The sequence below is a fragment of the Gordonia aurantiaca genome (assembly GCF_039939235.1).
Lineage (GTDB): Bacteria > Actinomycetota > Actinomycetes > Mycobacteriales > Mycobacteriaceae > Gordonia.
The window spans coordinates 15,942-29,741 of record NZ_JBDUUF010000002.1; the positions used below are offsets into that span (position 1 = coordinate 15,942).

The window sequence follows — 13,800 nt, forward strand, 5'->3', positions numbered from 1 at the left end:
CCCGGCGAGTCCGGCCACGGACATTCCCGCCGGCACAGACCCACAGCGAAACGGATGGTGACGTGGAAACCGTTATCGGACAGCTCTTCACAGGACTGAGCCTCGGCTCGATCCTGCTGCTCGCAGCACTCGGCCTGTCGTTGACCTTCGGTCAGATGGGTGTCATCAACATGGCGCACGGCGCGTTCATCATGGCCGGCTCGTACACCGCCTACTCGGTACAGGAGTACCTGGTCTCGAATGCCGATGTGTCCCTGCTCGTCTCGCTGGTCATCGGTTTCCTGGTCGGTGGGTTGATGGGGGTCATCCTCGAGGTCACCCTCATCAAACGCATGTACGACCGTCCGCTCGACACCCTGCTGGTGACCTTCGGAGTCGGCCTCATCCTGCAGCAGCTGGCCCGCGACATCTTCGGCGCTCCCGCCGTGGACGTGACCGCGCCGTCGTGGTTGTCGGGCGGCGTCGACATCCTCGGCGCGGTGGTGCCCAAGACCCGACTGTTCATCATGCTGCTGGCCGTGGTCGCGGTGATCGCGGTCGCCGCGGTCATGAAGTACACCGCGATGGGACGTCGTATCCGCGCGGTCGTGCAGCACCGCGATCTCGCGGAGACCAGCGGAATCGACAGCCGCGCAACCGACATCACGACCTTCTTCATCGGTTCGGGGCTGGCCGGCGTGGCCGGTGTGGCGTTGACCCTCATCGGTTCGACCAGTTCGAACACCGGCATGACCTACCTGATCGACGCCTTCCTGGTCGTCGTCATCGGCGGTCTCGGCCAGATCAAAGGCGCGGTCATCGCGGCCATCGCCCTCGGCATCCTCAACTCGTTCATCGAATACAGCACGACCGCATCGGTGGCGAAGGTCGCCGTCTTCGTGATCATCGTGATCTTCCTGCAGATCCGACCCCAGGGTCTGTTCACGGTCCAGTCGAGGAGTCTCGTGTGAAGGACTATGTCAACGGCCACTTGAAGGTGTGGGCGGGGTTCGGCGTCGCCGCGATCCTGCTGTTCGGCGTCGCGCCCACGGTCCTCTCCGACTTCCGTCTCAATCTGCTCGGCAAGTTCCTGTGCTTCGGCATCGTCGCGGTCGGCATCGGGCTGGCCTGGGGCCGGGGCGGCATGCTCACCCTTGGCCAGGGCGTCTACTTCGGCCTGGGCGCCTACATGATGGCCATGCACCTGAAGATCTCCGACGCCGAACTGCGCGGCGACGACGTGCCCGACTTCATGCAGATCGCCGGCATCCGCGAACTGCCCGGTTACTGGAAGCCGTTCGCCTCGCCGGTGGTCACCATCCTCGGGATCCTGTTCGTGCCCGCCCTGATCGCGGTCCTGCTCGGCCTCGGTGTCTTCAAGCGCAAGGTCAAGGGCGCCTACTTCGCCATCCTGTCGCAGGCACTCGCCGCGGCCTTCGCGATCCTGCTGGTCGGTCAGCAGACCACCGGGGGCAGCAACGGCCTCAACCGATTCCGCAGCTTCTTCGGGCTCGCGCTCAACGACCCGGTGAACCGGCACCTGTTGTTCTACATCGCCGCGGCCACACTGCTCATCGTCGTCGCGCTCACCCGCCAACTCATGTACAGCCGGTACGGCGAACTCCTCGTCGCGGTCCGCGACCAGGAGGAACGCGTGCGCTTCCTCGGCTACGACCCCGCGAACGTCAAGGTGGTCGCGTACGCCGTCGCGGCGCTGTTCGCGAGCATCGCGGGTGCGCTGTTCGTGCCGATCGTCGGCATCATCTCTCCTGCGGACGTCGGCATCGTCCCGTCGATCGCCTTCCTGATCGGTGTGGCCATCGGCGGCCGGACGACGCTGCTCGGCCCGGTGCTCGGCGCGATCGCGGTGGCGTGGGCACAGACGAGCCTGTCGGAGAACTTCCCGTCCGGCTGGACCTACGCGCAGGGCATCCTGTTCATCGTCGTGGTCGGCTTCTTCCCGGCGGGGCTTGCCGGACTCGGCGCATTGTTCAAGTGGCGGCGCGGAAACAAGCCCGACCCCGCACCCACCGGTGACATCGATGAAGTCGCCACCACCAAGGTAGGAGCGTCCTCATGAGCGGAAGCGAGACCGAGGTCGTCGAACCGGTCGCCGGGGGCAACGCCGGCATGAACAGCGAATACCTCCAGGTGCGCGGACTCACGGTCGAGTTCGACGGTTTCACGGCCGTCTCCGACGTGGATCTCACACTGATGCAAGGCGATCTGCGGTTCCTGATCGGTCCCAACGGCGCCGGCAAGACCACCATCATCGACGCCATCACCGGTCTGGCGAAGGCGAGTGGTTCGATCCAGAAGTCCGGTGTCGAGCTGATCGGCAAGAAGGTCCACCAGATCGCCCGTCTCGGCGTGGGCCGGACCTTCCAGACCGCGAGCGTCTTCGAGGAACTCACCGTCCTGCAGAACCTCGACATCGCCGCCGGGGCGGGTCGGTCGGTGTGGACGATGCTGCGCCGTCGTCCGGCCCGGATCCCGGATTCGATCGCCGAGGCCCTCGAGACCATCGGCCTGCAGGATCTGCGTGACGCCCCGGCCGGTGTGCTGGCCCACGGCCAGAAACAGTGGCTGGAGATCGGCATGCTGCTCGTCCAGAACGCGTCGGTGCTGTTGCTCGACGAGCCGGTTGCCGGAATGAGTCACGAAGAACGTGAGGAGACCGGAAACCTGCTGCGCCGTATCGGTGGTGAGCGAACAGTGGTCGTCGTCGAACACGACATGGACTTCATGCGAGCGTTCGCGACGTCGGTGACCGTGCTCGCCCGCGGTCAGGTGATCGCCGAGGGCACGGTCGCAGAGGTGCAGGCCAACCCGAAGGTGCAGGAGGTCTATCTCGGCACCGCGGCCGGCGGCGAGGAGCTCGAGGAGATCGCCGCCGGGACGGAGGGCCCCGGGGGCGACACGTCGGTGTCGATCGAGAAGAAGGGCTGAACCCGATGCTGAAACTATCCGGGGTCCACGCCGGATACGGCCGGACCGAGGTCATCCACGGGGTCGACATCGAGGTCCCCGCCGACGGCGTGGTCGCGATCATGGGTCACAACGGCGCCGGCAAGACCACCCTGCTGCGCGCGGCGGTCGGTTTGGTGAAGACCACCAGGGGAACCATCACGTTCGACGGGGTGGACATCACCAGGGCGCGCCCGAGCGCGCGCATCAAGCAGGGCATCGCCTATGTTCCGCAGGGCCAGCAGAGCTTCCCACAGCTCACCACCGCGGAGAACCTGCAGGTCGTCGCCGACGGCCGCAAGCGCGGGAAGGAACTGATCGACGAGATGCTCGACATGTTCCCTGCGCTCAGGGAGCTGCTGGGCCGGCGCGCCGGCCTGCTGTCGGGCGGTCAGCGCCAGCAACTCGCGATCGCACGCGCCCTCATCACCGAACCACGGATGCTGATCCTCGACGAACCCACCGAGGGCATCCAGCCCTCGGTGGTCGCCGAGATCGAGGAGACCATCACCGCGCTGACCCGGCGCGGCGGCCTCGGCGTGCTGCTGGTGGAACAGCACATCGGGTTCGCTCTCGAAGCGGCGCAACACTATTACGTGCTCGAGAGCGGGCGGGTCACCTCGTCGGGTGCCGGTGGCGCCGGAGCCGAGACGGCCGTGCGGGAGGCCATGACCATTTAGGGGGGCGGGCCTCGTTGCCCTTGCCGCGTACGACGTACGACTCGGCGCCCATCGAGCCGGGTATGAGTCCGTGGGTGCCGGTGCTCGCGTCGATGAGCCCCTTTCTGGTCGGCCACACATGCTCGCCGGCGATCTCCACCTTCTCGGTGTAGTTGTGATGGCAGTTGATCCGCCGCTGCTCCAGCGTCTTGCGCGGACGGAAGGCGTTGTCGCCCAGCCACTCGCCGAACACCATCAGAACCGGTCCATCATCTCGGCCCGGTTCTCGTAGGCGAAGGCCTGCGCCCACCGCAACTCGCGGCCATAGGCGCCGAACTCATCGGTGTCCGCGGAGGGTACGCCAGGTCGGGATGCGCACGACGGATGTGCCGGCTCCGGCACGACTTCTGCGCGATCCGGATGTGCTTCTGCGCGATCTTGTTCCCCACTCCACGGCTGCCCGAGTGAAGGAACAGCCAGAGGCTGCCCGTGCCGACCGCCGAACCGTTCCCCGCGTGGGCGTCGGGGATCAGCGGACATGTGGATGAACGAACGGCAACATCGAGATCGCTTGTGCCTGAGACTTGTCGTGTCGTCGAGGATCGTCGCGAAGTTGAGTACCCTCGGTGCGATCATCTCGGGCATGGTGTTTCCCCTGATGATGGATGCGATCGGCGCCGGCTTGTGGCCCGCACCGGCCGGTCAGTTCATCGCATCGCGGTGTGGGTGTCAATCCTTTGATCCGAAGCCGGATCCCGATCACCCCGCTACTCCAGGTGTACGGAGATCTCCTCGCCGAGTGCATAAGGATCGTGCAGCGGGAGGCGGTCACCACTCCAGAAGCGGCCCGGGTCGAACCAGTTGGGATCCTTGGCCGTGTACAGGATTCCCATGTCGCGGTAGGTGATCGCGACGACCTCGGCACAGTACGCGGTCTCGAGGCCGACGTGATCGGCACCGGCGCCGGAGTCCTCGTCGCGTCTGGCCCGGCGCTCGCGGATCCTGCGGCCGAGGAACGGCACCCCGCGCACGAGGTCGGCCGACGTCGGCACGCGCCCGGCGAACCAGCGGCCGGCCAGCCGCGCAGTGGTGGGGAAGGGGGTGCCGTCGAGTCGGGCGATCGCCTGCAGCAGCCCGTCCTCCTGTTTGCGCGTGACCTCCGGGGTGAGCTGTCGCAGCCAGCACGCCTGCTCGTAACGCACCATCCATTGCTCGGCCGCTTCGCGCGCGTCGTGCAACTGGACCCCGCGGTGCCGCGACCCGGTCCACACGTCGGTGAGCTTGTCGCCGAGTTCGGCGTGCCACAGCAGGGGCGGCAGGTCGTCGATGCACACCGCCATCGCAACGTGGTTCACCGGTGCGTTGGTGAGGGTGCGGATGGCCCGGTTGGGCCCGGAATGTCCCCGGAACAGCCAGATGTCGCCGGTGCGCGTGGCGTCGAGAGCGGCCTCCAGAGAGATCCCGCCCGGACGGCCGGGGAGGTCCGCGGGTGCGCGGCGGTGACGGCTGGGCATGCCCGAAGACTAGAGGGTATGGCCGCCGACGGGCCATCAGAACGTCGTCGGACCTAAGCTGCCCGCATGCGAAGTGTGTGGAAATGGCTCGGGCTGGCCGGTGCGGTCGGTGTCGCGACCGGGGGCGTACTGGTGGCGCGGGACCGGCGTCAGCGCAGGGCGTACACGCCCGACGACGTTCGCGAGCGGCTGCACCGCAGGCTCGCGGAGGCGGCGGAGGAGACCCCGACATCCGATTGACCCCGACATCCGATTGACCCCGACATCCGATTGACCACGACATCTGAATGACATGGGCACCCGAATGACATGGGCACCCGAATGACGTGGGCATCCGAAGACGTGCCGAGTGGGCCCGGACGCCGTTGGTGGCGCGTCCGGCCGATTCTGAGCAGACTGGACAGCGACGCCGGCCGCACGGTCGGCCGCACGGCTCGCCAGGATGGGATGCACCATGACCGACAACAGCGGATTCGGGGGCGGAGCGTTCAACTTCGGCCCCGAGGACTTCGACCGATTCGCGCGTGAGGCCGGCGACGGGCTCCGCGAGATGTTCGGCAAGCTCTTCGAGGGGCAGCCGGCCGCCGGGGCCTTCTCGATGTTCTTCGACGAGGCGGCGCGCGGCCGCACCAGGACGCAGCCACGCCCGGAGACGACGGGCGAGGCGGGTTCGGGTGTCTGGGCGGTGTTCTACGTCGACGAGGACGGCGGCGCGCGCGTCGAGCAGGTCTTCGCGACCGAGCTCGACGCCCTGCGCGCGAACAAGAACAACACCGACCCGCGGCGCAAGGTGCGATTCCTGCCGTACGGCATCGCCGTCAGCGCGCTCGACGAGGATTTCGACGGGGATCACGGACCGGGGGAATCGGTATCCGACAAGCTCGACTGACCGGTGCAGACGCGACGAGGCCGGTGAGTCATGGACTCACCGGCCTCGCGTATGAAGTTGTTCAGGGCACGCGAGGTGCCCGGGGCGTCACAGGTAGGCGCCGCAGGTCGGCCACGCGCCCGGGCCCTGGGTGGCCAGGACGTTCTCGGCCACGCGGATCTGCTCCTCGCGCGAGGCGTTGGCCGGGTTGCCGGAGCCGCCGTTGGCCTCCCAGGTGCTCTGGGAGAACTGCAGGCCGCCGTAGTAGCCGTTGCCGGTGTTGATGGCCCAGTTGCCACCGCTCTCGCACTGTGCGACGGCGTCCCAGTTGCCCGAGTAGGCCGAGGCGTTGGACGCGAGCATGGTGATCGGGGCTGCGGTCAGCGCGCCGACGATGGCGGCACGGGTGACGAGCTTGGTCAGGTGCGTCTTGGTCATACGCATGGTCTCTGTTCCTCCTTCACCACCCGGGGTCGGCAAGGTGGTTGATCTCGGACCGTGGCCGACCATACGGGTTGATAACGGTGAGGTCACGTCGAGCCCGTGACCTGCGGAGTTTTGGTCACGCACTGATAACGCCGTTAGCTTTGCGACAAAAGCCCAGCGCACGGCGCCATTCGGTTGCGCACGTCCCCAGGGTGTGTTCGAGCGTGTTCGATGACCAAGGTCACATCGCCTGGGTGGCTCACATCACGCGCCTCGGCTGGCGCGAAGTGCTACGAGCGCCTCCGAACCGCGATGCGTCCGCCGCGCGAGGGGGCGTAGGCGACCCCGCGTGAGAAGAAGCGTTCCGGTCGGGCGTCTGTGGGCAGCACCTCGAACTCGCCGAGTACGGTCCGCAGCACCACGTCCATCTCCATCGTCGCGAAAGCCGCCCCGATGCAGCGCCGGGTGCCGCCGCCGAACGGGAGCCATGCCGGCGACGGTGTGCTGTCGAGGAACCGTCCCGGGTCGAAGCGCTCCGGATCGGCGAACTCGCGGCTGTCGTCGTGGAGCAGGGCGATCGAGACCATGACGTTGTAGCCGCGCGGGATGCGCCACGGGCCGAGCTCGAGGTGGTCGGCGACCACGTGGCGCGCGGCGAAGTCGATCACCGGCCGGCTGCGCTGTGTCTCCAAGATGGTCGCGTGCCGGTAGTCGCTGCCGCCCTCGTCGACCTCGGCGACCAGGCGTGCCAGGACGTCGGGGTGGCGCCGGACGCGCTCGAACGCCCACGCGAGGGTCGTCCCCGTCGTCTCGTGCCCGGCGGCGAGCATGGTCACCAGCTCGTCGGCGATCTCCGCGTCGCTCATCGGGGTCCCGTCGTCGTAGCGACTGCGCAGCATCAGGGCGAGGATGTCGTCGCGCTCGTCGAGCGCGGGGTCGTTGCGGGACCTGGTGATCAGGTCTGCGAGGTACTCCATGCACTCCGCGTGCAGGCGCGCGTACCGTCGATTGGGGTCGACCCTGCTCAGCACGCGGGGGAGTTCGGGGACGGTCGCCGCGCGGGAACCGGCGACGACCGTGGGCGGGATCAGCCGGTGGAGGTGGTCCAGATCCTTGCCGACGGCGCCGAATACTGCACGCAGGATCACGTTGAGCGTGATCCGCATCATCGGTTCCATCGAGGCGAATTCGGTCTCCACCGGCCACGTCGAGGTCTCGGAACGGACCTCTTCCTCGACGATCTGCTCGTAGGTCTTCATCCGTTTGCCGTGCAGCGGCGGGGTCAGCAGCTTGCGGCGTGCCCGGTGCTCACGGCCTTCGAGGGAGAAGATCGATCCGGCCCCGAGGATGCGGCCGAGGTTCGGCTGGACGTTGATGACCTTGTCGCCGGCGGTGAACAGCTCGCGTGCGAGCGAGGCATCGGAGATGACCACGCATGGCCCGAAGACCGGCAGATCGACGGTGAAAGCCGAGCCGAACCGGTCATGCAGCCGTCCGAAGAACAGGCGTCGGGACGTCACCGCGGCCAGTCCCTGGATCGCCGACGGCAGGCGCGTCGCGGGCGGTAGGACGGTCTCGTCGTTCAGGACCGGTGCGCTCATCGGCGTCGTCGCCTTCCGTGAGTGGTACGCGGGCGTACCAGCGACGGTACTCACGCGTACCGTCGGAACACAAGGGGCATATCCTCAGTTCTGTGGAGCTGTGGCCGAACGGTGCGATGTCGACGAGGGGACGCCTCCTCGCGGCAATGCTCCAGTGCGTGGCCGAATCGGGCTACCGCGAGACCACCATCGCCGACATCGTGCGCGTGGCCCAGACGTCACGACGCACCTTCTATCAGGAGTTCACCGACAAGCAGGACTGCTTCTTCGAACTGCTGCGGGAGACCAATCGATTCATGATCGCCCGGATCGCGGCCGGCGTGGACCCCGGGGCGAGCCCGGAAACGCAGGTGCGTCAAGCGGTCACGGCCTATGTCACCACCAGCGAGCGATACCCCGGATTGATGCTGTCGTGGATTCGGGAACTGCCCGCGCTCGGCAGGGCGGCGGCGCAGGTGAAGAACGAGGCCATGGAGGACTGGGTAGACCTCTTCGTCGGACTCACCTCGACGCCCACGCTGGCCGCGGCCGGGGTCAAGCCGATCAGCCGTCAGCGCGCGGTGTTCCTGTGGGGTGGCGTCCGCGAGCTGACCGCGAGTGCCGTGGAATCCGGGGCGCCGCTCACCGAGATCGTCGAACCCGCCACCTCGGCGTGCCTGGCGTTGATGGGACGACAGGGCGACGACTGACATCGCGGCGTGCGGTTCTCAGCGCCGAGCGCCGCGCAGGTACTGCGGCGGGGTACGGCGCGTCCTCGCGGGACAGGCCCAGTTCGTGGGCGGCACGCTGCGGCCAGGAGGGCTCGCGCAGTGCGACGCGGCCGAAGAACACCGCGGTGACGTCCGCGTCGCCGGCGATCTTCTCGGCCTGATCCGGTTCGGTGATGAGTCCGACCGCGGCGGTCGGCACACCGGACTCGCGATGGACCGTGCGGGCGAGATCGACCTGGTACCCGGGCCCGACGGGGATGTCGGCGATCACGTTGCCGCCGGACGACACGTCGATGAGATCGACGCCACGGGCGCCCAGGACCTCCGCGAGGCGCGCGGTGTCGTCGAGGTCCCAACCGCCGTCGCGCCACTCGGTGCCCGACAGCCGCACGAACAGCGGCTTCGAGGAGGGCCAGGCCGCGCGCACGGCCTCCGCGACCTCGATCACCAGCCGGGTGCGGCCGGCGAAGTCGCCGCCGTGGGCGTCGGTGCGGGTGTTGGAGAACGGCGACAGGAACTCGTGCAGCAGATATCCGTGCGCTGCATGGATTTCCATCACGTCGAAGCCGGCGTCGTCGGCACGTCGGGCGGCCTGTGCGAAGGCTTCGACGACCGCGGCGATCTGTGCGATGGTGAGAGCGTCCGGCGTGGCGAGATCCTCGAAGGGGATCTCCGACGGCCCGACCGGAGTCCACCCGCCGTCCTCGGGCGGCACAGGTCCCGTGCGCTCGTCGAACGGCGAGAACACCGATGCCTTCCGTCCCGCGTGTGCCAGCTGGGTGCCGATCACCGCGCCCTGGGAGTGGACGAAGTCGACGATGCGCGACCAGGCCCCGGCCTGCTCGTCGTTCCACAGGCCGGCGTTATGGGGGCTGATCCGGCACTCGGGCACCACGGCCGCGGCCTCGGTGAGCAAGAGTCCGAAACCGCCGGTCGCGCGGGAGCCGAGATGGACGAGATGCCAGTCGGTGGGGACGCGTCACCGGCGAAACAGCTGTACTGGCACATCGGTGCCAGCCAGACCCGATTCGGGATCGTGACGGCGCGGAGGGTGATCGGTGCGAAGAGAGCGGTGCTGGCCACAACAGGAGCGGTGCTGGCCACAACAGGAGTCAACGGGGACGACTGCGGGCTGTTCCCGTCGATGGAACCTGTCGACGGTAACTTGAGGTCCATGACAGGCCCCGTCCCGAACCCGCGTCGGATGCTGCTGCCGGCGTCCGCGGCCGTTTTCGCGGTGGTCTGGGTATGGGTCGCGGTGTTCGGGCCCGACGAGCTGGCCGGCCACATGGGCGTCGACGGCGAGGTCACCCGCTGGGATTCCAAGTGGGGCCTGCTGACCGGGCTCGGCCTGGTGGCGGTGCTGCTCGTCGCCGTGTTCGGCGGCGTGGCCCGGCTGATGCCGCGGGTCCCGGCGTCCGCGGTGAACCTGCCCGGCCGCCACCGCAAGGAGTACTGGATGCGGCCGGCGAACCGGGTGGACTTCGACCGGATGGTCGCCGAGGACATGGCCGCGATCGGCGCGGGGACCCTGCTGCTGATGGCCTGGATCCTCGCAGCACTCGCCGTGATGGGCGATGACCGCATCGAATCGTGGCCGCTGATCGTCCCGGTGGTGATCTACCTGGTGGCCGTCCTCGGCCACACCGTGCACATCACCGTGGGCCCGCGCTACGCGATACCGGGGGACTGACCCTGCCATGGAGAGGAGCTCATCGATGAGCGAGACCGCGACGGACACACAGGCGGTGACGGTGGAGGTCGACGCCCCGCTCGGGATCATCACCCTGGGCGCTGCGCGTCGTCGGAACCCGTTGTCCACGAGCACGATGCAGGCGATCACCGCCGGACTGCGGGACTTCGACGCCGACCCGGCGGTGCGGGTCGTGGTGATCCGCGCACTCGGGCCCGCGTTCTCCGCCGGACACGACCTGAACGAACTCGTCGACCGCACCCTCGACGACGAACGTGCGGTCTTCGACACCTGCACCGAGCTGATGCGCACCGTCCACGGGATCAGACAGCCGGTCATCGCAGAGGTCGCCGGGATGGCGTTCGCCGCGGGCTGTCAGCTCGTCGCCACCTGCGACCTCGCGGTCGCCGGACGCAGCGCGACCTTCTCCACCCCGGGGGTGCGGATCGGACTGTTCTGCTCGACGCCGATGGTCGCGCTGAGCCGGGCCGTCGGTCGGAAACGTGCCATGCACATGCTGCTCACCGGCGACCCGATCGACGCCGAGACCGCCGCGGACTGGGGACTGCTCAGCGGCGTCGTCGACGACGACGAACTCGCCACGACCGTGCGCGAGCTCGCGCTGAGGATCGCGGGGTCGAGTGCGCGGACCGTGTCGATCGGCAAACAAGCGTTCTATCGGCAGATCGAACTCGACGAGAATTCGGCCTACGCCGAGATGTCGGAGACGATGGCGAACAACGCGATGACCTGCGATGCGCAGGAAGGGATCTCGGCGTTCCTCGCCAAGCGCGAACCGGTGTGGACCGACAACTGAGGGACAACGCAACGACCTGAGCGGTTGCGTCGGACGCACCCGGGCGGTCGCGGGGTGACTGCGGCCGTTTCGTCGTGGACCAAGCGTGAATACGCCACCGTCGGTCACCACGGGTGGGACTGACCGACGGTGGCGTCGGGACGGCTCAGGCCTCGGCGGTCTCCGCGGTCGCCTTCGCGAACCGCGCGAGATGCGCATCGGCCGTGCCGAATTCGTACTCGATCGCGGTCAGGCGCTTGAAGTAGTGACCGATCGCGAGCTCCTCGGTCATGCCCATGCCGCCGTGCAGCTGCACCGCGTTCTGGCCGATGAACCGGGCGGCCTTGCTGATCGTGGCCTTCGCGGCGGACACCGCGGCGGCGCGTTCGGCCGGTGACTTGTCGAGCGACAGGATCGCGAGGTACTGCGCGGCGACCGACTGCTCGAGTTGCAGGTGCATGTCCACCATGCGGTGCTGCAGCACCTGGAAGCTGCCGATGGGCACACCGAACTGCTCACGCTGCTTGGAGTACTCGACGGTGTCGGTGAACACCTTGCGCATCAGCCCGACGGCCTCGGAGACGACAGCGGCGGTCGCGGTGTCCCATGCCTTCTCGAGGATGTCGATCGCGTCCTGTGCGATCAGGGCGTCGGCGGGCAGCCGCACGTCGGTGAAGGTGATGTCGGCGGCCTGCCGGTCGTCGATGGTGCGCAGCTTGTGCAGCTCGAGACCCTGCGGCGTGCCATCGGAGACGTCGACGAGGAACAGCGACACCCCGGCGCGGTCGGTCGGGACGCCGGAGGTGCGGGCGGTGACGAGCAGGTAGTCGGCCAGCGGTGCGGTGGTGACGACGATCTTCGCGCCGTTGAGCACCCAGGCGTCGCCGTCGCGGGTGGCGGTGGTCTCGATGCGCGAGAGCACGCCGCCGGAGCCGTCCTCGAGGGCGGCGAGGGCGCTGAGCGCCTCGCCCTCCGCGATGCGGGTGGCCGCCGCGAGCGCGGTCTCGTTGCCGGTGGCGTGCAGCAGGCCGGCGCCGAGCACGACCGTGTCCACGAACGGCTCGACGACCAGCGCGTGCCCCAGCGCCTCGGTGACGACCATCAATTCCTCTGCTCCGCCGCCGAATCCGCCGATCTCCTCGGGAAGGCAGGCCCCGACGACACCGAGGTCCTCGACGAACGCCTTCCAGATCTTCGGCTGCCAGCCCTCGCCGACCTTCGCGGCGTCGCGGCTGGTCTGCAGGTCGTACCGCGCCTCGAGGAACTTGTTGAGGCCGTCGGCCAGCAGCTGCTGTTCGGGAGTGAGTGTGAAGTCCATGAGTTTTCTCCTGTTCCCGTCAGAGACCCAGAGCTGCTTTGGCGAGGATGTTCCGCTGGATCTCGTTGCTGCCCGCGTAGATCGAGCCGGCGCGGTCGTTGAAGTAGTGCAGCGGGGCGACGGCCTGCCAGTCGGCGCCGCTGACGTAGCCGTCGGTGGGCGGGGTGTATTGGAAGATCGGGCCGCCGGGCCGCGTGGCATGCGGCTGGAAGACGCGGCCGTGTGGCCCCGCGGCCTCGAGCGCCAGGGTGGTGATCTCCTGGCTGAGCTCGGTGCCCAGGATCTTCAGCATCGACGCGATCGACCCGGGGTCCTTGCCCGAGCTCATCGCGGCCAGCGCCCGGTACTCGAGGACCTCGAGGATCTTCGCGCGCACCTGCAGATCGTTGAGCTTGTGCGCGAACGCCGGGTCCTCCGACAACGGCCCGCCGTTCGGGCCGGTCACCGTGGCGGCGTCGCGGCCGAGGTTCTCCGCCATGACCTGCAGCGCCGGTGCGGCGGCGCCGCCGCCACGCTCGAAGACCAGCAGGTACTTCGCGACGGTCCAGCCGTCGTCGATCTTGCCGAGGACGTTCTTCTTGGGGACGCGCACGCCGTCGAAGAACACCTGCGCCTGGATCTGCTCGCCCGACGCGAAGACCAGCGGCTGGACCTCGATGCCCGGCGAGTTCATGTCGATGAGCAGGAAGGTGATGCCCTTCTGCTTCTTGTCCTGGCGCGAGGTGCGGACCAGGCAGAAGATCCAGTTCGCCTCGGCGGCGTGGGTGGTCCAGATCTTGGAGCCGGTGACGACGAAGTCGTCGCCGTCGTCGACCGCGGCCATCGACAGCGAGGCCAGGTCGGAGCCCGCCTCGGGCTCGGAGTATCCCTGGCAGAAGAAGACGCTGCCGTCGAGGATGCCGGGGAGGAAGAAGTCCTTCTGCTCCTGGGTGCCGAACGCCATGATCGCGTGCGAGACCATGCGGATGCCCATCGGCGACAGTGCGGGTGCGCCGGCCAGGATCGACTCGCGGCTGAAGATGTAGTGCTGGGTCAGGGTCCAGTCGCAGCCGCCGTACTCCACCGGCCATGCCGGTGCCGCCCAGCCGCGCTCGTGCAGGATGGCCTGCCATCTCATCGACGCCTCGTGGTCGGAGTAGACCGATGTCCGCAGGGTTCCCGCCGCGCGCAGGTCAGGGGTGAGTTTCTCGTCGAGGAACGCCCGTACCTCGTCGCGGAACGCGATGTCCTCGGGGGACCAGTTCATGTCCATGGCGGTGCGCAACCTAT

The 13,800-nt window shown here is 68.2% G+C and carries 14 protein-coding genes and 2 pseudogenes; 9 read left to right on the forward strand and 7 right to left on the reverse strand.

Annotation, left to right across the window (positions count from 1 at the left end):
• The first annotated feature begins 62 nt into the window (after positions 1–62).
• From urtB to urtE, 4 genes are read left to right on the forward strand one after another with little or no spacing between them, the layout of a single operon-like run.
• Positions 63–950: an urea ABC transporter permease subunit UrtB gene (urtB, locus tag ABFT43_RS05020; protein WP_347959293.1), complete on the forward strand. Its 888-nt coding sequence runs from the start codon at positions 63–65 to the stop codon at positions 948–950.
• Positions 947–2,059: an urea ABC transporter permease subunit UrtC gene (gene urtC / locus ABFT43_RS05025; RefSeq protein WP_347959294.1), complete on the forward strand. Its 1,113-nt coding sequence runs from the start codon at positions 947–949 to the stop codon at positions 2,057–2,059. The genes urtB and urtC overlap by 4 nt, the downstream gene beginning before the upstream one ends.
• Positions 2,056–2,928, forward strand: coding sequence for an urea ABC transporter ATP-binding protein UrtD (gene urtD / locus ABFT43_RS05030; RefSeq protein WP_347959295.1), 873 nt, complete (start codon positions 2,056–2,058; stop codon positions 2,926–2,928). Before urtC ends, urtD begins: the two co-directional genes overlap by 4 nt.
• A gap of 5 nt (positions 2,929–2,933) precedes the next feature.
• The gene (urtE, locus tag ABFT43_RS05035; RefSeq protein WP_347959296.1) at positions 2,934–3,626 is read left to right on the forward strand and encodes an urea ABC transporter ATP-binding subunit UrtE; all 693 of its coding nucleotides are present in this window, start codon (positions 2,934–2,936) and stop codon (positions 3,624–3,626) included.
• Positions 3,627–3,639: 13 nt separating this feature from the next.
• Here the strand turns inward: urtE and ABFT43_RS22680 are convergent.
• Positions 3,640–4,087, reverse strand: a pseudogene (locus ABFT43_RS22680) (RtcB family protein); the annotation flags it as partial.
• 285 nt (positions 4,088–4,372) lie between these two features.
• A complete protein-coding gene (locus tag ABFT43_RS05055) occupies positions 4,373–5,119 on the reverse strand; it encodes a guanylate cyclase (protein ID WP_347959299.1) in 747 nt (248 codons plus the stop codon).
• Positions 5,120–5,185: 66 nt separating this feature from the next.
• Here ABFT43_RS05055 and ABFT43_RS05060 point away from each other — a divergent pair, with 66 nt between their 5' ends.
• A complete protein-coding gene (locus ABFT43_RS05060; RefSeq protein WP_347959300.1) occupies positions 5,186–5,359 on the forward strand; it encodes a hypothetical protein in 174 nt (57 codons plus the stop codon).
• Between the two features lie 214 nt (positions 5,360–5,573).
• Positions 5,574–6,008 carry a hypothetical protein gene (locus ABFT43_RS05065; protein ID WP_347959301.1) on the forward strand — a complete coding sequence of 145 codons (435 nt, stop codon included), beginning with the start codon at positions 5,574–5,576 and terminating at the stop codon, positions 6,006–6,008.
• Between the two features lie 87 nt (positions 6,009–6,095).
• Here ABFT43_RS05065 and ABFT43_RS05070 read toward each other — a convergent pair whose 3' ends face one another.
• Together ABFT43_RS05070 and ABFT43_RS05075 are read right to left on the reverse strand one after the other, a co-directional pair.
• Complete coding sequence (locus tag ABFT43_RS05070; protein ID WP_347959302.1) at positions 6,096–6,431, reverse strand: transglycosylase family protein; 336 nt, start codon at positions 6,429–6,431, stop codon at positions 6,096–6,098.
• A gap of 272 nt (positions 6,432–6,703) precedes the next feature.
• Positions 6,704–8,014 carry a cytochrome P450 gene (locus ABFT43_RS05075; RefSeq protein ID WP_347959303.1) on the reverse strand — a complete coding sequence of 437 codons (1,311 nt, stop codon included), beginning with the start codon at positions 8,012–8,014 and terminating at the stop codon, positions 6,704–6,706.
• Positions 8,015–8,106: 92 nt separating this feature from the next.
• Between ABFT43_RS05075 and ABFT43_RS05080 the strand changes: the two genes are divergently transcribed.
• Positions 8,107–8,703, forward strand: a complete 597-nt coding sequence (locus tag ABFT43_RS05080; protein WP_347959304.1) for a TetR/AcrR family transcriptional regulator — start codon at positions 8,107–8,109, stop codon at positions 8,701–8,703.
• Positions 8,704–8,721: 18 nt separating this feature from the next.
• Here the strand turns inward: ABFT43_RS05080 and ABFT43_RS05085 are convergent.
• Positions 8,722–9,807: pseudogene (locus tag ABFT43_RS05085) on the reverse strand (NADH:flavin oxidoreductase/NADH oxidase).
• A gap of 91 nt (positions 9,808–9,898) precedes the next feature.
• Between ABFT43_RS05085 and ABFT43_RS05090 the strand changes: the two are divergent.
• Complete coding sequence (locus ABFT43_RS05090) at positions 9,899–10,417, forward strand: SdpI family protein (RefSeq protein ID WP_347959305.1); 519 nt, start codon at positions 9,899–9,901, stop codon at positions 10,415–10,417.
• Between the two features lie 25 nt (positions 10,418–10,442).
• Complete coding sequence (locus ABFT43_RS05095; protein WP_347959306.1) at positions 10,443–11,234, forward strand: enoyl-CoA hydratase; 792 nt, start codon at positions 10,443–10,445, stop codon at positions 11,232–11,234.
• Between the two features lie 145 nt (positions 11,235–11,379).
• On the opposite strand, the gene ABFT43_RS05100 is transcribed toward ABFT43_RS05095, so the two are convergent.
• Both ABFT43_RS05100 and ABFT43_RS05105 read right to left on the reverse strand, forming a co-directional pair.
• On the reverse strand, positions 11,380–12,531 hold the full coding sequence (locus tag ABFT43_RS05100; RefSeq protein WP_347959307.1) for an acyl-CoA dehydrogenase family protein: 1,152 nt from the start codon (positions 12,529–12,531) through the stop codon (positions 11,380–11,382).
• A 19-nt stretch (positions 12,532–12,550) separates the two neighbouring features.
• Entirely contained in the window at positions 12,551–13,783 is a 1,233-nt protein-coding gene (locus ABFT43_RS05105; protein ID WP_347959308.1) for an acyl-CoA dehydrogenase family protein, read from the reverse strand.
• Positions 13,784–13,800 lie beyond the last annotated feature (17 nt).

What these genes read in the sequence shown, in the direction of transcription:
- ABFT43_RS05105 (WP_347959308.1), bottom strand. Translation starts at nt 13,783, where the DNA reads ATGGACATGAACTGGTCCCCCGAGGACATCGCGTTCCGCGACGAGGTA.
- ABFT43_RS05095 (WP_347959306.1), top strand. Translation starts at nt 10,443, where the DNA reads ATGAGCGAGACCGCGACGGACACACAGGCGGTGACGGTGGAGGTCGAC.
- ABFT43_RS05065 (WP_347959301.1), top strand. Translation starts at nt 5,574, where the DNA reads ATGACCGACAACAGCGGATTCGGGGGCGGAGCGTTCAACTTCGGCCCC.
- ABFT43_RS05100 (WP_347959307.1), bottom strand. Translation starts at nt 12,531, where the DNA reads ATGGACTTCACACTCACTCCCGAACAGCAGCTGCTGGCCGACGGCCTC.
- ABFT43_RS05060 (WP_347959300.1), top strand. Translation starts at nt 5,186, where the DNA reads ATGCGAAGTGTGTGGAAATGGCTCGGGCTGGCCGGTGCGGTCGGTGTC.
- ABFT43_RS05055 (WP_347959299.1), bottom strand. Translation starts at nt 5,119, where the DNA reads ATGCCCAGCCGTCACCGCCGCGCACCCGCGGACCTCCCCGGCCGTCCG.
- ABFT43_RS05070 (WP_347959302.1), bottom strand. Translation starts at nt 6,431, where the DNA reads ATGCGTATGACCAAGACGCACCTGACCAAGCTCGTCACCCGTGCCGCC.
- urtD (WP_347959295.1), top strand. Translation starts at nt 2,056, where the DNA reads ATGAGCGGAAGCGAGACCGAGGTCGTCGAACCGGTCGCCGGGGGCAAC.
- ABFT43_RS05075 (WP_347959303.1), bottom strand. Translation starts at nt 8,014, where the DNA reads ATGAGCGCACCGGTCCTGAACGACGAGACCGTCCTACCGCCCGCGACG.
- ABFT43_RS05090 (WP_347959305.1), top strand. Translation starts at nt 9,899, where the DNA reads ATGACAGGCCCCGTCCCGAACCCGCGTCGGATGCTGCTGCCGGCGTCC.
- urtE (WP_347959296.1), top strand. Translation starts at nt 2,934, where the DNA reads ATGCTGAAACTATCCGGGGTCCACGCCGGATACGGCCGGACCGAGGTC.